This is a genomic window from Rhizobium sp. BK251, assembly GCF_004345245.1.
Taxonomy (GTDB): domain Bacteria; phylum Pseudomonadota; class Alphaproteobacteria; order Rhizobiales; family Rhizobiaceae; genus Rhizobium.
In genome coordinates this window covers 475015-494387 of the sequence record NZ_SLUQ01000006.1, presented here as the reverse complement: position 1 = coordinate 494387, position 19373 = coordinate 475015, and the positions used below count along the sequence as shown (strand labels likewise).

Sequence of the window (19373 nt, the reverse complement as noted above, 5' to 3'; positions counted from 1 at the left end):
GTCGACCTCGCTCAGGCGGCCACCGCTTTCCTGTTGATGAAGCTGAAGGCCAGCACGGCGAATATGAGGGTGCCGGTGCCGACCTGCTGCCAGTAGAAATTCAGGCCCGTCAGAAGGAGGCCGTTGGCAACGATGCTGAGGAGCAGGACGCCAAGGACGGTGCCCGCAACATTCGGGCGCCCGAGCGGCGAGAAGGTCGTGCCGATGAAGGTCGCGCCGATTGCGTTCAGCAGGAAGGCATTGCCGGAGGAGGGGATGTAGACGGTGACCGTTGCGGTCAGGATGATGCCGGCGACGGCCGCGACAATTCCCGCGAGAATGAAGGTGGCGGCAACATGGGGGCCACGGCCGATCCCGGAATAGCGAACGACGCTCGGCTGGATCCCGATCGAAAGCACGACACGACCGAACCGCGTCCGGGTAAGCAGCACCGAAGCGCCGGCGATGGTGAGAGCGGCGACAAGAAGGGGCACCGGCACGCCGGCGATCGATCCGTGGCCGAGAAAACGGAAAGCCTCGGGCACGCCCGCTGGCGGCAGGTAGACGGGATTGCCGCCATTCGTCAACAACTGCTGGATGCTGCGCCCGATGAACAACGTGCCGAGCGTTGCCAGAAACGGCGACACGCCGATCGCCGAAATCAGGATCGCGTTGAAGGCGCCGACGAGGGCGCCTGCCGCGAGGCCGGCGACAAGCGCAAGGGCGATCGGTTTGCCGGCAAGGACGAGCGATACGAAGGCGAAACTCGCAAAATCTACCGCGGTGCCAACCGAAAGGTCGATGCCTCCGGCCGATACCGCGAGCGTCATGGCGATCGAGACGATCGCAAGCAGGGTGAAGTTGTTGACCAGAATGCTCTGCAGATTGGCCGGAGTGAGGAAAGTCGGTGCGGCGGCAGAGAAGATCGAGAAGACGACGATAAGGGCCAGTACGAGGCCAAAGCGAGCGAAACTGGCGGAGGATCGCCCGGCGAATGTCGAGGCGGACATGGTCAGATCTCCCGTTTGCGCAACAACGTCGTGGCCGATACGACGATCAGGATCAGCAGGCCCTGGACGCCGCTGACGAGCGTGCTCGGAAGGTTCAGAAGCTGGAAACCGTTGATGAGGAAGCCCACGAAGAGAGCAGAGACCAGGGTTCCGGTGATCGTCGGCACGAGGCGGCGCGAGAACACCGAGCCGAGCAGTGCGGTGACGACGACCGGCAGGAGCATTTCGCCGGAACCGGTCGTGCTCCCGCTGAGATAGGAAACTGAGAGAATGCCGGCGAAGCCGCCGCACAGGCCGCTGGCGACGAAGGCGCCGGCAAGCAAGCGCTTAAGCGGCAGGCCCGCTGCACGGGCGGCATCCGGAAACTCGCCGACGGCATAAAGCCTCAGCCCCAGCGGGGTATGCTGCACGATTGCCGCCGCGACAGCGGTAAAGCCGATCAGCACATAGGCGAGGACAGGGATGCTGAAGCGGTCGGAGGCCGAGATCGCCGTCAGGAAATCGGTCGAGGCGGGAACGACGGTGTTCTGGGTGAGCACCAGTTCCAAACCGGCGACGACGTTCATGACGGCAAGCGTTGCCAGAAGCGGCACGATGCCGGCGAGGACCACCGCTGCCGCGTTGACGGCGCCGATCGCAAGTCCCACGAGTAGCGCGCCGCCTCCCGCGACAAGATCACCATAGCCGAGTTGAATCAGCGTGGCATAGGTCGCGGCGCTCAATCCCATGTTCGCGGCAAGCGAAAGGTCGATGCCGCCGGTCACGACGTTCGAGCCGCCGGCAATCAGCACGATCGTCAGGCCGATTGCCAGGACGCCGGCAATGGCCGACTGGCCAAGAACATTGCCGATATTGCCGATCGTCGGGAAATAAGGGGCCGTGAGCGAGAAGAGGACGAGGATCGACGCGAAGGCGAGCAGCGAGCCGAACCGGAGGGCCGAAGCCGCGACCCTGCCCTTTGCCTGGGGCGAGTGGCCGGTCGAAGTGGCGGGGAGGGAGGCAAAATGGACGTCAGCCGACATGGCGCAATCCTTCCGAAGCGCCGGTCGATGCTGCCAGCACTTCATCGGTTGTAGTCTTCGAGGAGACGAGCTCGCGGATCACATGGCCTCGGAAGAACACGAGAATCCGGTCAGTGATTCCGACAAGTTCGGGCAGGTCCGACGAGAGCAAGATGACGCCGGCGCCGCGGGCGGCGAGTTCGCCGATGAGCGTGTATATCTCGACCTTGGAGCCGATGTCGACACCGACGGTCGGCTCGTCGAGGAGATAGATTTCCGACTGGCGGCTCAGCCATTTCGCGATCGCAACCTTCTGCTGGTTGCCGCCGGAGAGCGTGCGAACCAAGGCGTCGCGCCCGGTCGCCTTGATCTGCAGGCGCCTGATGAGGTCGTCGGTATCGGCGCGCTCGCGTTTCCGCTTCAGGAATCCGAAGCGCGTGTAGCGGGCGAGGCTCGAAAGCGTGATGTTCTCGGAAAGACTGAGATCGAGGCCGACGCCATGGCCGCGCCGATCCTCGGGCACCAGTGCCAGCTGTCGGTCGACTGCCTGTACGGGGTTGCGCGGCTGTGCTGCCTCGCCCTTGATCTCGATGACGCCGGATGCTGCCTGTTCCAATCCGAAGAGCGTGCGGACAAGGTCCTTGGCCCCGGACCCCAGCAATCCGGTGATGCCGAGGATCTCTCCGCGCCGCAGCGTGAAGCTGATGTCTTCGAAGCGGTTCGGCGTCGAGAGGGCCTGGACCTTCAGAATCTCCTCGCCCAGCTCCACTTGGCGTTTCGGGAACATCTCGGCGATGTCGCGCTCGATCATCAAGCTGGCGATCGCCTTTGCCGAGGTTTCGCCGATCGGAAGGGACGCGACATCCGTGCCGTTGCGCAACACCGTCACGTGGTCGCACAATTCCTCGATCTCGTTGAGATAGTGAGAGATGTAAATGATCGTGACGCCTTCGCTGCGAAGACGGCGGATCAGGCGGAAGAGTATTTCGGCCTCGCGGCGGACGAGCGCTGCAGTCGGCTCGTCGAAGACCAGTACCTTTGGCCGGTGAAGCAGCGCGCGGGTGATCTGGACGATCTGGCGCTCGGCGGCGGAGAGTTCGCTGATCAGGGCATCCCTGGGCAGCTCAACGCCGAAATAGTTGGCGAGAATCTCTTCGGCGCGCTTCTGCATGGCGCGGCGATTGAGGAACGGCGTGCCGGCAAACCGGGTTTCCCGCCCGAGAAACAGCGCTTCGCCGACCGTGAAGGTGGGCACCAGCAGTCGGTCCTGGTGGATGAAATGGATGCCGAGTTCTTCGCAGAGATGCGGCGTCAGCCGTTCGTAAGACTGGTTCTCGATCTCTATCAGACCCTCGTCGGGTCTGTGCAGTCCGGCCAGAATCTTGATGAGCGTCGATTTGCCGGCTCCGTTCTGTCCGACGAGCCCATGCACCGTGCCGCGGCGGACGGCGAGCCACACGCCGGCGAGCGCCTGCGCGCCTCCGAAGCGCTTCACAATGTGGTCGAAGCGAATGATATGGTCGCCATGGTCGGCTGTCTGCGCTGAGGCGGGTTTTGTCATGCTGCTGGTCCTGGAGAGAAGTGGAGCGATGCGGCCCTGTGCCGCATCGCAGGTCCGGTCTCAGCCGATACCGAGCTTCTTGATGATCTCGCCAACGTTTTCCTTGTTGGCGAGAAGTGCCGGTACGTAGGTTTCGCGCGGCAGGCTCTGTCCGGCGAGCAGCCTGGCGACGTTGCGGACCGCAACGCGCCCGATCTCGGCCGGCTGCTGCGCCGCATCGGCGCCGGCCGGGGAGTTCGGATCGGCAACGAGCTGGAGAACTTCCGGGCTGCCGTCAACGCCGTAGGTGCGGATCTCGTTGCGGCCGGCCGCGGCAATCGCCTGGGTGGCGCCGAGCTGCGGAATATCCCAGGCCGACCAGACGGCCTTGATCGAGCCCTTCTCCGGGTACTTGTTGAGGATCGCGGTGATCTGCGTGAACGCATCCTGGACGGTGTTCGGAATGACGTCGCGCAGTTCCGGCTGGAGGATCTTCACCTTCGGGAAGTATTTGGTGACGTTGACGAGCTGGTCGTAGCGGATGGCGCAGGGTGTGACGCCATAGAAACCGTTGAAGACGACGATGTTGCCTTCTCCACCGATGTCGGAGACGAGCTGCAGGGCGAGGTCCTTGCCTATGCCCCAGTTGTCGGAGGTCGTGTTGTTGATCGAGTTGGTGGAGCCAACATCGACGGTCAGGACGGGAATGCCCGCGTCGCGCGCCTTCTTCAGCCAGGGATCGATGACGCTGAGCGTGCCGAGGATCTGCACCAGGGCATCCGGCTTCTGCGCGACGAGCGTCTGCAGCTGGGCGATCAGCTTTCCGTCATTGCGGCCGGCGTCGACGGCAATCGGCTCGCCGCCGAGCCTCTTCACCTCTTCGATCTGGGCGTTGTAAACCTGCAGGTCGAAATAGTGGTCGGTGCCGGTGGCGCTGATCGCGACGCGCTTGCCCTTCAGCGAAAGGCCGTCGTCTGCGGCACTTGCCTGTCCGGCCGCAAAGATACCGGTGCCGGCGAATGTTGCTCCGGCGACCGCCGCGAGCTTCAAGATTTCCCGGCGTCCGAAGCCGGATCCAAGTCCTTCACTCATGAAATAGCCCTCTCTCGTTTTGTGTAGTCGATAAATTATATAGATTTATATATCTAAGGAGGAACGTTATTCCAAAAGCGCGGCCCGGCAGGAAAATTTCGCAGGGCCGGAGCCGGACGTCAGCGATCGACGTTGCGGCCGAGCCCGTAGGTGAGGGCCAGCGCTCCGACCAGAACGGCACCCTTGACGAAGTCCTGCGTGTAGTAGGGCGCGTTCAGCATGGTCAGGCCGTTGAGAAGCACACCCACGAAGACGGCGCCGACGACGGTGCCCAGCACGTTCGGGCGACGAAGATTGAGAACGGCAAAGCCGATCAGCGCGGCGGCGACCGAATCCATCAACAGGGAGCCGCCGGACGAGACATCACCGCGGCCGACCCGGGCTGCGATCACGATGCCGCCGAGGGAGGCGAGCGCTCCCGATATGACGTAGGCAAGGGTCTTAAGACGCGTCGTGGAAGCGCCTGCAAGCCGCGTGGCGACCTCGTTGCCACCCGTCGCAAAAAGCAACCGGCCGATGCGTGTGCGCTCGGTCAGGACGAAAAGAACGATAGCAACGACGGCCATCAGAACGACCGAGACCGGCAGGGTGCCGAAGAGGCTGTAGCGGCCGATGAGGAGGAAGGCGGGATCATAGGCGCCCGTCGCCTTGGAGCCATCCGGCAGGACGAGGCCGGCGGAAATCGAGCGGCCTGCCGTCGGAATGAGCTGGAGGCCCGAAAGCAGGAACATCATGGCGAGTGTCGCGAGCAAATCGGGCACGCGCAGACGCACGATCAGGAAGGCGTTGATGAGCCCGATGGCAGCGCCGAGGGCCAGAACCAGCGGTACTGTCGCAAAGGCATCGAGATGCCAGACGATCATCGCATAGCTTGCGGCCATGACACTCGAGGCGGCAACGGCGCCAATCGAGAGATCGAAACCGCCGACGGCGAGCGTCACCGTGACGCCTGCGCCAAGGATGGCGACGACCGATACGGCCTGCAGGATGCTCATCAGATTGCCGAGATTGATGAAGGCGGGCTCGGCAATGGCAAAGCCGACCAGCATCAGGCCGAGCAGGATAAAGACGGCGCCGGACCGAAGGACTGCGCTTGCTGCGCCTCCCAGGCGGCCGATGCGTTCGGTCGCCTGCGCTGCAACCTTCTCCTGAAGGACCTCGTCCTCGATCGTCGTCATGCGTATGTTCCCTGAATGGCTGGAGAGATTGCGTCGATCGCAATCGGTCGCAACGCGTGTCGATCGATGGTGAGGATACGGTCGGCGACCTCGTAGGCCTCTTCCGGATCGGACGTGGCGATCAATGTGGCGCGGTCCGTGCGGGCGCGGATCGCCTCGATGATATCGCGGCGGGCGCCGACATCGACGCCCTGGAACGGCTCGTCGAGAAGAAGCAGGCGGCTCGGTTCCGCCTCCCAGCGGGCAATTACGGCCTTCTGCTGGTTGCCGCCGGAGAGCGTCCAGACGGAAGCGAGAGGACCTGCCGCCTTGATCCCGAGGCGTGAGATCGCCTGGGCCGCCTCGCTCCGCTCGCGGCCGCCGAATAGGAAACCGCTCGGATACCATTTCGCAAGATGCGGAAGGCTGATGGTGGCTGCCAGGGAATTCCCCGGCCAGGCGGCCGGCATCAGCGAGGAGCGGTGGCGATCTTCCGCAGCCATGGCGACACCTGCTGAAATCGCGTCGGCCGGCGATTTTGGCCTGTGCGGACGACCGTCGAGCAGCATTTCGCCACCGGCAAGCCGCGATATGCCAAAGATCGTGGAAAGCAGCCGGCTCTTTCCGGCGCCGAGCACGCCGGTGATGGCGACGACTTCGCCCTCGCGCAGTTCCAGGTCAAATGGGTCGCTTGTCGGCACCAACTGCGCATTGCGCATCTCGAAGATCGCCGGTCCCGTCGCAAGTCGTGCGTCCGGTCGCGCGGCATCCAGCCTGCGGCCGATCATGGTTTCGACGGCGCTCGGGAAGTCGATCGGCCTCGTGAAGCTGCCCACGACGCGGCCGCCGCGCATGACGATCGCCCGATCGGCGATGGCCTCGAGGTCCGCCATGCGATGGGATATGTAAAGGATCGCAAGGCCCTGCGCGCGCAGGCGCAGGAGGATATCGAAAAGCCGGCGGCTTTCATCGCCTGAAAGACTGGCCGTCGGCTCGTCGAGTATCAGCAGATCGGCCCTGTTCGCCAGCGCCCGGGCGATCGCCACCAACTGGCGGTCGGCGGCGGATAGATCGCCGAAATCCCGATCGAGCGGCAGCGAAAAGCCGACGGCGTCGAGCATGGCCTTCGCCTCGCGGCGAATGCTCTTGCGCGAGACGAAAAGAGGCGTGCTGCGCTCGGCAAAGCGGTGGAGCAGCAGGGCGTCCGCCACCGTCAGGCCCGCGGGGCCGACGATATCGGTCGATTGATGGACCGTCGCGATGCCAGCCCTTGCCGCTTCGGACGGTGTCCTCGGCGCGAAGTGACGATCACCCAGGCTTATGGTGCCGCCTTCGGCAGCAAGCACCCCGGAAAGGATCTTCACCAGCGTCGATTTGCCCGCGCCGTTCGCGCCCATGAGGGCCACGATTTCTCCGCGCTCGATCGACAGATGGGTGCCGGCAAGCGCTCGGGTCGAGCCGAAGCTGCGGGAGAGATTTTCAACATGAAGAAGTGGCATCTGGTGGCGTCCGGGTCTGCTTTCCGGGCGACATATTGGCCCGTCCGGCCAGCGGAGTTCCAGGCAAGCCATTGCCGCCAATGCCTTTCAACGGGAACAAAGAATCTCTCAAGGGGCGCACAATCGGATCATTTAATCTACTAAAAATATAGAGTTTATATCTAATAATTTCATGCGTCGCGGGGATCTGCCGTCCGTCAGACGACGCTTGCCAAGACCAGAGGAACGCGACGATGAAATCTTTCGCACGGCTTGCCTTGAGCGCCGCCATCCCATTCTTTTTCGCCCAGGCGTCTTTCGCTGACGGCATTGCCGGTGCGCCCGCTCCCTTCGACAAGGGTGGCGTGAAGATAGCGCTGATCAGCTACATTTCCGCCGGTGACTTCTTCCAGGCCTATCAGGCCGGCGCCGAGGCGCAGGCGAAGTCGCTCGACATCGACCTGCGTGTTTTCCCCGGTCGCCAGGATGCCGCTGAGCAGCGGGAGCAGGTGCTGCAGGCGATCAATCTTGGTGTCTCCGCCATCGTAATCGACCACGGCCTGCCGGAATCGCTTGGCGATGTGGCCCAGCAGGCGCTGGACAAGGGCATCAAGGTTGTCGCCTTCGACGTGAACCTCAACAATCCAAAGATTCCCCAGGTGGAGCAGAGCGACCATGAGCTCGCCCAGCTCGCGCTCGATCAGGCGGTGAAGGATAACGGCAAGAGTTTCAATGCCGCCTATGTCTACGTCGCCGGTTTTGCGCCTCTCGATCGTCGCAACGAGGTCTGGGACAAGTTCAAGTCGGAAAATTCGGGTGTCGTGGAAAAGACGCGCTTTGGCGTCGTCAACGACACGACGGCAACCTCGACGGCCGACCAGGCGAAGGCGGCCCTGACCGCCAACCCGGACACGACCGTCGTCTTTGCGCCCTATGACGAGTTCGCCCGCGGCGTGAAGCTCGCCGCAAACGACCTCGGCATCGCCGGCAAGCTGAAGATCTATTCGGCTGATGTTTCTACCGCCGACATTCAGGAAATCACCGAGGAAGGCAGCCCGTGGGTGGCGACTGTCGCGACCAATCCGGCTGTTGTCGGCGCGGTGTCCGTGCGCGCGGCAGCACTCCAGGTTGCCGGCCAGGACGTGCCACAGCAGATCGTCGTCAAGCCGACGCTGTTGACGCAGGAGAGCCTGAGGGCGGCCGGCGTCAAGACGATCGAGGAACTGGCGCAGAAAATCCCGGCCTTCAGCACGAGCGACGCGGCGACCGCAAGCTGGATCCCGGACAAGCTTTTCTGATCGGCCTGCCTCGATCCTTCGGCGGGGGCCTTGCGGCCTCCGCCGGTCCCATTTCAATGAACCGGAGTTCCGAACCATGAGCCAGTCCAACGTCGTCTTCGCTACCAACCGCAACACGACCCGAGAGGACCTTTTCGCTCGCGCCGAGGAAATCTCGGCGGACCTTTCAAGGCGCGCCGCAGAACTTGACCGCGATGGACGGCCGCCGCTTGCCGAGATCGTCAAACTGAAGAATGCCGGTCTGCTCAATGCGTTGCACGCGCCCGAGATCGGTGGCGGCGGGCTCGATTGGGTGGATGGCCTGAGGCTGGTGCGCATCCTCGCCCGGGGGGAAAGCTCCATAGGCCAGCTCCTCGGTTATCATTACGTCAACAGCCAATACATCTACTGGGCGCTGGAGGAAGCGCGCGCTCGCGCTCTTGGAAGTGAAACGGTTGCAAGGAACCTCTACTGGGGTGCAGCCGTCAATCCGCGTGATCCCGGCCTCGTCCTGACACGGCGCGGAAACGGCTACGTGCTCAACGGACGCAAGTCCTTCTCGACCGCCGCACACGTCTCCGACTACATCAACGCCAACGCGACCCTCGACGACAAGATCGTCGGTTTTGCCGTACCGACCAACCGTCCCGGCTATGTCGCGAATGATGACTGGGACAATTTTGGTCAGCGCCTGTCGGATAGCGGTAGTGCCGAGTTCCACGACTTCCCCGTCTACGAGGAGGATTTTGTGGGTGCGCCCGCGGCGCCGGACGCCGCACCGCCTGTGCTTTCGACTTTCAACACGCCGCTTATTCAGCTGGTCTTCGTCAACTTCTACCTCGGCACGGCCGAGGGTGCGCTCGGGGCCGCGGTCGATTATGTCCGCACGACGACGCGGCCTTGGGTGACTTCCGGCGTCCAGCGCGCTGCCGATGATCCCTATATCCTCGAGCGCGTCGGCGAGTTCACGGCGACGCTGAAGGCGTCTGCTGCGCTTGCAGACAGCGCTGCCGCAGCCGTTCAGGCAGGCCTTGCCAAGGGCCATCACGTGACGGCTCGCGAGCGCGGCGAAGCGGCGGCAGAGGCTTATGCCGCCAAGGTGCACGCCACGAATGTCTCGCTCGACATCACATCGCGGATCTTCGAACTGACCGGCGCGCGCTCAACGGCCGAAAAATACCGCTTCGATCGCTTCTGGCGAAACGTGCGCACCCACACGCTGCATGATCCGGTCTTCTACAAGGCCAAGGAAGTCGGCGAATTCGTGCTTAACGACAAGATCCCGGAGGTCAGCCTTTATAGCTGAGATCCGCCCAATCCAAATAAGAGAGAACCCCATTCCCGGCATCGGGAATGGGGCTTAGGCTGCTGACAAAGCCGTCAACTCGATTGATTGCTTAGATACCCACCACCGTCATACCGGCCTCGTGCCGGTATCCAGCGCGATCAAGTCCTTGATCGCAAAAGACTCTTTCGCCGCCCAGACGCGCGGCTGGCTGGATTCCGGCTCAAGGCCGGAATGACGGAGAAACAAGGTGTGCCGAACCACAAGAAGTTTGTCTGCAGTCTGGCCCCATTCCCGGCATCGGGAATGGGGTTGTTCATTTTGGGAGGGTGATATCAGAGCGCGCCGTTCTTCGGTGGCGTGATGCCATTCAGGTGATAGTTGCCGACGACATGGTATTTCCAGCGCACCGGGTCATGCAGCGTATGGGTACGGGCATTGCGCCAGTGCCGGTCGAGGTTGAGGCCAAGCTTGACAGAAGATGTGCCAGCCAGTTCGAAGAGCGTGTTCGTGGCTTCGATCGCAATCTCGGTCGTCAGTACCTTGGCGGTCGCGACGGCAAGCGTCGCCTCCACGATCCTCTCCTCCGTCGTTTCGATCTGTGCCCTGTCGACCTTGCGACCTGCGTACTCGACAGTCGCGGTGGCGGCCTCTAGCCGGACGGCGACCTGACCGATCCTGGCAATCGTCAGCGGATCGTCGGAGGCGCGTTCGACGCCGCTGTCCATCCACGGACGCGACTTGGTGCGCACGAATTCCAGCGTCTCGGCAAAAGCCGCACGGGCGATGCCGAGATCGATGCCCGCGTGGATGATCTGGCCGACCGAACCGATTGTCGAGGGGCGCTCGAAACCCTTGTAGTGGGAGACGACCGAATCGGCGCTCACATAGACATTGTTCAGGATGGTCGTGCCGCTGCCGGTCGTGCGCTGTCCGAAGCCGTCCCAGTCATCGATGACTTCCACGCCTTCCGTTCCCCTCGGCACCAGGGCCATGACGAGCCGCTCGGCCTCGTTGAGAGCGAAAATTGCGATCCAATCGGCAAACAGCACGCCCGTCGAATAGTATTTCCTGCCATTGATGCGGTAGCCGGGACCGTCGCGGGTGATGCGGGTATCGTAGTGGCCGACGGTTTTCGTGCCGCGCTCGGAAAGCGCGTTGCCGAACCGCTCACCTGCAAGCGCGCGCCCAAAGAAATAGCGCTTCTGCTCCTCCGTTCCGTCCGTGCGAAGCGCTTCCAGTATATAGAAGTGGTTCTGTGGGATCTGGCCGATCGAACCGTCGGCTTCGGAAAGGATGGCGGTGATCTCGGCGAGGACCGCATTGGAGACATCAAGTCCGCCATATTCCTCCGGCACCGTGATGGCCAGCAGCCCGGACTGCGACAGGGCGTCGAGCTCGGCGAAAGGCATCAGCCTCTCGTGGTCGCGCCTTGATGCTGTCGCACCAAATCGCTCCGCAAGCTCCCGCGCGACAGCAATGGCCTGCTGCTCGTTTTCGAGACGCGTGGCGGTGGGGCGATCCAGGGTGAGGTGGTGCAATTGCGCGGTCATAGGCTGCCTCCGATTTCATTCGGCGCCACGATGCAGCATTCACCGGCGGCCTTCGAGGAAAGACATTTTCTTTTTGGTAGCCGCCTCGGATCGGCGTTTCTTTATCGATAGATTTACTAGATATTGGCTGCGGCAGAACCTGTTCTGCTTGGTGCCGGTCCTATGATCGCACCAAGCAGCGCAATTACCTATGATTTGGGACGATTGGTGCACGATCGGAGCCGGCAAGCGGCGGCAGCCAATAAGGAAAACTTTTCTCGTTCCGGACCAAAGAGCGAAAATATCGACTTTGTCTATAAAAATAGAGGTTAATATCGTTGAGCCTTCGAAACCAAGGGGCTCACATGAAAAACTACATTGCAGCATTGGCAACCGCGGCGGTCATGGTCTTCTCCCATGCCGCCGCCGCTGAAACGGTGAAGGTCGGGGTCGTTCCCGGGGTCTACGCAGACTCCATCGAGGCGCTCATTCCGGAGGCGAAGGCCAAGGGGCTGGATATCGAGGTGGTCGAGTTCAGCGACTGGACGACGCCGAACATTGCGCTGCAGTCCGGTGACATCGACGTCAACTATTTCCAGCACCAGCCTTTCCTGAGCAATGCAATCGCCGAGCGGGGCTATGACTTCAAGAGCGCCGGGATCGGCGTGCTGGCAAACATCGGCATCTATTCCCTCAAGTACAAGAAATTCGATGACGTTCCGGATGGCGGCACCGTCGCTATCGCCAACGACCCGGTCAACCAGGGCCGCGGCCTGCTGCTGCTGCAGAAGGCAGGGCTCCTCACACTGAAGGATGGTGTCGGCTTCAAGGGCACGCTCGACGACATTACAGACAATCCCAAGCACCTGGCCTTCAGCGAAGTCGAAGGCCCGCAGCTTGCACGCGTGACCGGTGACGTCGACTTGGCGCAGGGCTATCCGCACTTCATCGTCGCCTCCAAGGCTTTCGATCCGAGCTCCGGCCTTATCTATTCGGGCGTCGATGACAAGCAGTTTGCGATCGTCTTCGCGGTCAAGTCGGACAAGGTGGACGACCCGGCCATCAGGGAACTCGTCACGCTCTACCAGAACTCGCCGGCCGTGAAGGAGGCCATCAACAAGGCCTTCGCCTCCGACCAGAAGCTCTACACATTGCCGTGGGTTCATTGATGGCGACTGCGCTCCGCACCGCCGAAAGGCGTGAAATATTGGAGCCGGATACCATATCCGGCTCCAATGCTGCCGAGGCCGCCTCGGGCGATCCGGCCGAGCAGGCGCTCGGCTCGATCGTGCTGGAGGGCGTGGAGAAGACATATTCCTCCTCAGCCGGTCTCGTGTACGCGCTTCGCAGCATAACCGTCGATGTTCCCGGCGGCTCGATCTTCGGAATCATCGGTCGAAGCGGCGCGGGCAAATCCAGCCTTCTGAGGACGATCAATCGTCTCGAAAGGACGACCTCCGGTCGCGTCCTGATCGACGGGACCGACATCGCCTCGCTTGACGAGAACGGTCTCGTGCTATTGCGGCGGCGGATCGGCATGATCTTCCAGCACTTCAACCTTCTTTCGGCCAAGACCGTCTGGGGCAATGTGGCGCTGCCGCTGATCGTCGCCGGCCTGCCGCGTACCGAGATCGAACAAAGGGTAGCGGAGGCGCTCGCCCTCGTTGGTCTCGAGGGCAAGGAGAAGACCTATCCCTCGCGCCTCTCGGGCGGCCAGAAGCAGCGGGTGGGGATCGCCCGCGCGCTCGTTCATCGGCCCGAAATCCTGCTCTGCGACGAGGCGACCTCGGCGCTGGACCCGGAAACGACCCTTTCGATTCTTCAGTTGCTGAAGGACATCAATCGCCGGCTCAAGCTCACCATCGTTTTGATCACGCATGAGATGAGCGTGATCCGGGAAATCTGTGACCAGGTGCTCGTCCTCGATCATGGCACGATTGCGGAGCACGGGCCTGTCTGGAAGGTCTTCGGCCACCCGGAGCACGAGGCAACGCGGGCGCTTCTGCGGCCTCTCGACCGTGAAATCCCGGAGGATCTGGCGACGCGGCTGCGGGCGAAACCGGATCGCGAGACGACGGGCACGGTGCTCGAACTCGCCTATACCGGCGAAGGTGGTCTCGAACCCGATCTCTCGGAAATTGCAAAGGCGGCGGGATCGCAGGTCCGCCTCGTGCAAAGCGCGCTCGATCGAATCCAGGGCCATGTTCACGGCAGGCTCGTCATCGTCGCCGGCTCGACAAAGCCGGCGCTTGTGGAAGCCCTCGGCGGCTTGGCACATCAGGTAAAGGTACTCGGCTATGTCGGCAATGATGTATGAGCGCCTCTGGCAGGCGTTCCTGGACACGGTTGCCATGGTGGGCGTTTCGGCGCTCATTGCTCTTCTCGCGGGCATTCCGCTCGCCGTCTTCCTTGTGCTTGCAGCACCTGGCGGCCTGATCCATGCACCGAACCTGCAGCGCGGGCTTGCCGCGATCATCAATGGCTTTCGCGCGACGCCTTTCATCGTCCTGCTGGTCGCTCTGCTTCCGCTGACAAGGCTGATCACCGGCACGACGATCGGCGTCTGGGCGGCGGTCGTTCCGCTTTCGATCAGCGCCACGCCCTTCTTTGCCCGCATCGCGGAGGTCAGCCTGCGCGAGGTGGACAGCGGTCTGATCGAGGCCGCGCAGGCAATCGGCTGCCGCCGCTGGCACATCATCCGGCATGTGCTTCTGCCCGAAGCCCTGCCCGGCATCATCGGCGGCTTCACCATCACGATCGTCAGCATGATCGGTGCTTCGGCGATGGCCGGTGCCGTAGGCGCCGGCGGTCTGGGCGACATGGCGATCCGCTACGGCTACCAGCGCTTCGATACCACCGTGATGGCGGCCGTGATCGTCGTTCTCATCGCCATGGTCTGCGCAGTGCAATTCGCCGGCGATGCGGCGGTCCGCTACCTGCGGGCACGATAAAGGAGACTTATCGATGACGGATCGTTTCGCTGTCGCAGACGGCCCGATGGAGCGCCGGCCGCTTCCTCCAAGCAGGCCCCACCTCATTACCAGCGACTCCGAGGCTCTCGACACCGCCTTGCGCCTTGCGGAGCACTTTCGCGAGGGTGCGTCCGACCGTGACCGCGAGAGGCGGCTGCCCTGGGACGAGATCGAGGAATATACGGCGAGCGGACTTGGCGGGATCACCGTTCCACGCGAATTCGGCGGCGCCGACGTCTCGCTCACGACCCTTGCCAAGACCTTCGAGATATTGTGCGCAGCGGACCCGTCGCTGGGCCAGCTTCCACAGAACCAGTTCGGCGTGCTCGCGCTCCTGCGCGATGTCGGCTCACCTGAACAGAAGGCCCGCATCTATGGCGATATCCTGAATGGACACCGGATCGGCAATGCCGGTCCAGAAAAGGGAAAGAAGGCAGTCAATGTTAGCACGACGCGCCTGGTTGCAGCGCCCGATGGACTGCGCCTCACTGGACGCCGGTTCTATTCCACCAGCGCGATCTTCGCCCATTGGATTCCAACGCGTGCAATCGACGAGAAGGACCGGCCGATCCAGGTCTGGGTTCGCCGCGATGCGCCCGGCGTGCGGGTGATCGACGATTGGTCCTCCTTCGGGCAACGCACGACGGCAAGCGGCTCGGTCGAATTCGTCAATGCGCCGGTTGACCCCGATCTCGTTTTTCCGGTCTGGTCCTATGGCAACCGGCCGGGACTGGCAGGCCCGATATCGCAGCTGATTCAGGCGTCGATCGATTCCGGCATAGCCTCGGCAGCAATAGAAGACACGTTGTCCTTCGTCCGCGAGCGGGCTCGTCCCTGGGTAGACTCGGGGCTCCAGGCGGCGACCGAGGATCCGACGATCATCCATGAAGTCGGCCATCTCCACGCGGAGTTCCACGCCGCCCAGGCCGTGCTTCACGAGGCGGCGGCAACGATCGACGCGATCGCAAGAGAGCCGGTGACCGATGCCTCGAGTGCACGGGCGTCCGTGGCGGTCGCAGAGGCAAAGATCCTGACGACGGAAATCGCCTTGGAGGCGACCGAAAAGCTCTTCGATCTTGCCGGCTCCGCTTCGACGCGTGCTGCACAGAATCTCGACCGTCATTGGCGAAACGCCCGCGTTCATACGCTGCACGATCCCGTTCGGTGGAAGTACCACCTCATCGGAAACTACGAACTGAACGGTGCCTTGCCCAGCCGCCATCAGTGGAATTGAGGAACACATGACGTCTTCCGCACGAACCGAGCCCGTCTCTCCCGCCGCGCCGCCTTCGCGCGTGCCCGATCTCATCGAGGGCGATTCCCATGCCCTTGAAGTTGCTGCCCGGCTTGCGCACAGCTTTGCCGCCGGAGCTTCAAAGCGCGATAGCGAAAGACAGCTTCCATGGAAGGAACTTGACGAATTCACGGCAAGCGGTCTGTGGGGGATTACGGTGCCGAAGGAGTTCGGTGGCCCGGGTGTTTCGACGGCTACTCTTGCCAAGGTGATCGCGACCATCGGCGTGGCGGACGGTTCGTTGTCGCAGATCCCGCAGAACCACTATTATGCCCTTGAAGTGCTCCGCGTCGGGGCGAGCTGGGAGCAGAAGCGCTTCTTCTATGATCGCGTTCTTGCGGGGGAGCGGTTCGGAAACGCGCTTGCCGAGATCGGAAGGCGCGACTTCATCCGGCGCACGCGCCTCTACAGCGAGGACGGCGACTGGTATGTCGAAGGACAGAAGTTCTATTGCACGGGTGCGATCTACGCGCACTGGATACCGACGCTGGCGATAGCCGAGGAGCAGGGTAGGCAGGTCTCCTATCTGGTGTTCGTGCCGCGCAATGCACCAGGCGTGACGATCATCGACGATTGGGACGGCTTCGGTCAGCGCGTGACCGGCAGCGGCTCGGTGCAGTTCGAGCGCGTCCCAGTCGAGAAGCGCTGGATCGTCCCATTCCAGGCGTCCTTCGACCGCCCGACCACGATAGGCCCGCATGCGCAGATCATGCATGCAGCGATCGACCTCGGCATAGGACAGGGCGCCTACGAAGAGATGCTGCGGTTCATCCGCGAGCGGGCTCGCCCTTGGATCGACGCCAAGGTGGAGCGCGCGGCGGACGATCCGCTGGCGCTTCACCATATCGGTGAGGTGAAGGTCAGGCTGCGCGCGGCGGAGGCGCTTCTCGTTCGGGCGGCGGCGGCCGTCGATGCTGCGCAGGAGGATATGAACGCGGATTCCGTCGCCCGCGCCTCGATTGCCGTTGCGGAGGCAAAGATCCTGGCGACGAAGGCGGGGCTGCTGGCTGCCAACAAGCTCTTCGAGCTTTCCGGGACTTCCTCGACGCTCAGCGAAGACAATCTCGACCGATACTGGCGCAACGTGCGCACCCACACGCTCCACGATCCGGTTCGCTGGAAATACCAGGCGATCGGGAATTATTACCTCAACGGCAAGCTCCCGCCGCGCCATGGCGCGATCTAACGCGGCAATCGGACAATGACGGCAATGAAGAAACAGATCCTGCTGAACGCGTTCAACATGAACTCCGTCGGCCATATCAACCATGGACTATGGGCGCATCCGCGAGACCAGTCCCATCGCTACAAGAGCCTCGACTACTGGACCTCGCTTGCCGCGACGCTGGAGAAGGGCCTCTTCGACGGGATATTCCTGGCCGATATCATCGGCGTCTACGACGTCTACCGGGGTTCCGTGGAGCTGACGCTGAGGGAATCCATCCAGCTGCCGGTCAACGACCCGCTGCTTCTCGTATCGGCAATGGCGGCGGTGACGAAGAACCTGGGCTTCGGCATTACGGTCAACCTGAATTCGGACGAGCCCTATCTTTTCGCGCGGCGTATGTCGACGCTGGACCACCTGACCGATGGCAGGGTCGGCTGGAACATCGTCACCGGCTATCTCGACAGCGCCGCCCGCGCCCTCGGGCAGGACGCCCAGGCCGAGCACGACAGCCGTTACGATCGCGCCGACGAATACATGGACGTGCTTTACAAGCTCTGGGAGGGAAGCTGGGATGACGATGCCGTCGTCCTCGACAAGGCGAACCGCGTCTTCGCCGACCCCTCCAAGGTGCGTCCGATCGCGCATGAAGGTCGTTTCTACCGGTCGCATGGATATCATCTGGCCGAGCCTTCGCTGCAGCGCACGCCGGTGCTCTACCAGGCTGGTACTTCAGGCAGGGGCCGGAAATTTGCGGCGCGGCATGCCGAGTGCGTGTTCGTCACGGCCACCGACAAGGCGGCCGCCAAAGCCGCTTCTCGCGCGCTGCGGCAGGAGGCGCTGGAGGCCGGGCGAAGGCCGGAGGACATGAAGATCTTTGTCGGCATCACGGTGATTACCGGCGAGACGGCTAGGCACGCCGAAGACAGGCACCGCGAGTATCTACAACACGCCAGCCCCGAAGCCGGGCTTGCGCACTTCTCGGCAAGCACAGGCATCGACTTTTCTCGCTACGAGCTCGACGATCAGATCACCTATGGCACGTCCAACGCCATCCAGTCCGCTACCCAGCTTGCCAAGCAGCGCGGCTGGACGAAGCGCCAGCTCCTGGCCGAGCTGGCCGTGGGTGGCCGCTATCCCGTCATTGTAGGCGACGGATCGATGGTTGCGGCCGAGCTTGCCAACTGGATAGACGAGGGCGAGATCGACGGCTTCAACCTGACGCGCACGGTCGTGCCGGAAAGCTACGAAGATTTCGTCGCCCACGTCGTTCCCGTCCTGCAGGAACAAGGGCGATACAAGACGGCCTATGAGGCCGGTTCGCTGCGGCAAAAGCTGTTCGGGCTCGGCGATCGACTGCCTGTCTCGCATCCTGCTGTGCAGGCGCGGTTCCGTCGTGGCGGCGGCTCGTAAGGCCGCGCGCGCTGCTGCCGTTCTCGCCCTCCTTGCCGGGCGGGTTGCGCGATCAGGTAGAACCCCTTCCGGCGGCAATCGAACGAAGGATAGTTTTTCTATTTAAGAGCGAATGAGAAACGCCCGTTCCTTTAATCCAGTAATTTCATAGACAATATTAGGCGAAACATTAAGAGGATATGCGATGGCAGGCTTCAAACTCGTCGGCATTGCGGGCAGCTTCAACCGGCCGTCGAAGACGCTTGCGCTTGTCAGGCACATTGCCGATCTTGCAAGCGCTCAATACGGCTTTTCAACCACCACCTACGATCTGCACGATGTCGGCCCATCGCTTGGGAGCGCCCTTTGGCGCAAGGACCTCGATGATCAGGCAGCCAAGGTGATCGACGATATCGTCAGGGCTGATGCGCTGGTTGTCGGCTCGCCGACCTACAAAGGGTCCTATCCCGGCCTGTTCAAGCATCTGATCGATCTTGTCGAGCCGCACGAATTGCGCGGCAAGCCGATCATCATCGCCGCGACGGGCGGCGGCGATCGTCACGCGCTGATGGTCGAGCATCAACTCCGTCCGCTCTTCGGCTTCTTCATGGCGCATACGCTGCCAACGGCCGTCTATGCATCGGACCGCGATTTCTCGGACTACGCCGTTTCATCGGAGCAGCTTTCCAAACGCATCGGGGACGTGGTCGGCGAACTCGCTGCCTTCTTTCCCCGCATCAGCCCGGCGCTGGCCGCGGCCGAATAGGGAAACTCCGGCGGGGCGACGCCACCGGTTGAGCGTCTTGCCAGCGCCAGGAGGAATTTCCTGACGTGCCTGGCAGCAAAGGCTTTCACAGTTACGGAGGTGCCCATGGACGTCGGTTTTCTTCAAAGCGTGAAGGCAGGGCTCGATCGCCTGTTGAGAATAGGTCCGTCACGCTCACCTCAAGCGATTGCGCCGATCGCGACGCGTGACCCATCCGCCCGCGAATATGAACTCTCCTTCTGGAGAGCTGCGGGTGGGGCATGGTATTGAAGGAGCAGCACCATGGCCGTTGTTACCGAGTTTTCCCTGAGGCCATCTCGACGCGCTGATGCGCGATGGTTTTCGCGCGCTGAGGCCGCCCTGCAGATCGCCACAACCGCGATGTCCTTCGCGTTCCTCTTTGCCCTTGTGGCCGGACTGATCTGACTGCCTT

At 62.6% G+C, this 19373-nt stretch carries 18 protein-coding genes; 11 read left to right on the top strand and 7 right to left on the bottom strand.

Annotated features, from left to right (window positions below; all coding sequences use genetic code 11):
* Positions 1-11: 11 nt before the first annotated feature.
* The 6 genes from EV286_RS17860 to EV286_RS17835 all read right to left on the bottom strand — a co-directional run bounded on the left by EV286_RS17860 (position 12) and on the right by EV286_RS17835 (position 7278).
* On the bottom strand, positions 12-989 hold the full coding sequence (locus EV286_RS17860) for an ABC transporter permease (RefSeq protein WP_132958482.1): 978 nt from the start codon (positions 987-989) through the stop codon (positions 12-14).
* 2 nt (positions 990-991) lie between these two features.
* Positions 992-2011, bottom strand: coding sequence for an ABC transporter permease (locus EV286_RS17855; protein ID WP_132958481.1), 1020 nt, complete (start codon positions 2009-2011; stop codon positions 992-994).
* Complete coding sequence (locus EV286_RS17850) at positions 2001-3551, bottom strand: sugar ABC transporter ATP-binding protein (RefSeq protein WP_132958480.1); 1551 nt, start codon at positions 3549-3551, stop codon at positions 2001-2003. The genes EV286_RS17855 and EV286_RS17850 overlap by 11 nt, the downstream gene beginning before the upstream one ends.
* 60 nt (positions 3552-3611) lie before the next feature.
* Positions 3612-4622 (bottom strand): substrate-binding domain-containing protein, encoded by a 1011-nt coding sequence (locus EV286_RS17845; RefSeq protein ID WP_132958479.1) that lies wholly within the window; start codon positions 4620-4622, stop codon positions 3612-3614.
* Between the two features lie 119 nt (positions 4623-4741).
* Positions 4742-5800: an ABC transporter permease gene (locus EV286_RS17840; protein ID WP_132958478.1), complete on the bottom strand. Its 1059-nt coding sequence runs from the start codon at positions 5798-5800 to the stop codon at positions 4742-4744.
* On the bottom strand, positions 5797-7278 hold the full coding sequence (locus EV286_RS17835; RefSeq protein WP_132958477.1) for a sugar ABC transporter ATP-binding protein: 1482 nt from the start codon (positions 7276-7278) through the stop codon (positions 5797-5799). The genes EV286_RS17840 and EV286_RS17835 overlap by 4 nt, the downstream gene beginning before the upstream one ends.
* 233 nt (positions 7279-7511) lie before the next feature.
* Between EV286_RS17835 and EV286_RS17830 the strand changes: the two genes are divergently transcribed.
* Positions 7512-8555 (top strand): substrate-binding domain-containing protein, encoded by a 1044-nt coding sequence (locus EV286_RS17830; protein ID WP_132958476.1) that lies wholly within the window; start codon positions 7512-7514, stop codon positions 8553-8555.
* 76 nt (positions 8556-8631) lie between these two features.
* Positions 8632-9840 (top strand): acyl-CoA dehydrogenase family protein, encoded by a 1209-nt coding sequence (locus EV286_RS17825; protein WP_132958475.1) that lies wholly within the window; start codon positions 8632-8634, stop codon positions 9838-9840.
* 314 nt (positions 9841-10154) lie between these two features.
* On the opposite strand, the gene EV286_RS17820 is transcribed toward EV286_RS17825, so the two are convergent.
* Positions 10155-11372 (bottom strand): SfnB family sulfur acquisition oxidoreductase, encoded by a 1218-nt coding sequence (locus tag EV286_RS17820; protein ID WP_132958474.1) that lies wholly within the window; start codon positions 11370-11372, stop codon positions 10155-10157.
* A 344-nt stretch (positions 11373-11716) separates the two neighbouring features.
* Here EV286_RS17820 and EV286_RS17815 point away from each other — a divergent pair, with 344 nt between their 5' ends.
* The 9 genes from EV286_RS17815 (at position 11717) to EV286_RS31995 (ending at position 19366) form a co-directional block, all read left to right on the top strand.
* Positions 11717-12520, top strand: a complete 804-nt coding sequence (locus EV286_RS17815) for a MetQ/NlpA family ABC transporter substrate-binding protein (RefSeq protein ID WP_132958473.1) — start codon at positions 11717-11719, stop codon at positions 12518-12520.
* Positions 12520-13668, top strand: a complete 1149-nt coding sequence (locus EV286_RS17810; RefSeq protein ID WP_132958472.1) for an ATP-binding cassette domain-containing protein — start codon at positions 12520-12522, stop codon at positions 13666-13668. The genes EV286_RS17815 and EV286_RS17810 overlap by 1 nt, the downstream gene beginning before the upstream one ends.
* A complete protein-coding gene (locus EV286_RS17805; protein ID WP_132958471.1) occupies positions 13649-14302 on the top strand; it encodes a methionine ABC transporter permease in 654 nt (217 codons plus the stop codon). Before EV286_RS17810 ends, EV286_RS17805 begins: the two co-directional genes overlap by 20 nt.
* Positions 14303-14315: 13 nt before the next feature.
* Entirely contained in the window at positions 14316-15557 is a 1242-nt protein-coding gene (locus EV286_RS17800; protein WP_132958470.1) for an SfnB family sulfur acquisition oxidoreductase, read from the top strand.
* 7 nt (positions 15558-15564) lie between these two features.
* Positions 15565-16803, top strand: coding sequence for an SfnB family sulfur acquisition oxidoreductase (locus tag EV286_RS17795; RefSeq protein ID WP_132958469.1), 1239 nt, complete (start codon positions 15565-15567; stop codon positions 16801-16803).
* A 24-nt stretch (positions 16804-16827) separates the two neighbouring features.
* Positions 16828-18195 (top strand): LLM class flavin-dependent oxidoreductase, encoded by a 1368-nt coding sequence (locus EV286_RS17790; protein ID WP_132958468.1) that lies wholly within the window; start codon positions 16828-16830, stop codon positions 18193-18195.
* A 184-nt stretch (positions 18196-18379) separates the two neighbouring features.
* On the top strand, positions 18380-18940 hold the full coding sequence (gene msuE / locus EV286_RS17785) for an FMN reductase (protein WP_132958467.1): 561 nt from the start codon (positions 18380-18382) through the stop codon (positions 18938-18940).
* 105 nt (positions 18941-19045) lie between these two features.
* Positions 19046-19210 (top strand): hypothetical protein, encoded by a 165-nt coding sequence (locus EV286_RS32000; RefSeq protein ID WP_165932876.1) that lies wholly within the window; start codon positions 19046-19048, stop codon positions 19208-19210.
* Positions 19211-19222: 12 nt separating this feature from the next.
* Complete coding sequence (locus EV286_RS31995) at positions 19223-19366, top strand: hypothetical protein (RefSeq protein ID WP_165932875.1); 144 nt, start codon at positions 19223-19225, stop codon at positions 19364-19366.
* Positions 19367-19373: the final 7 nt, after the last annotated feature.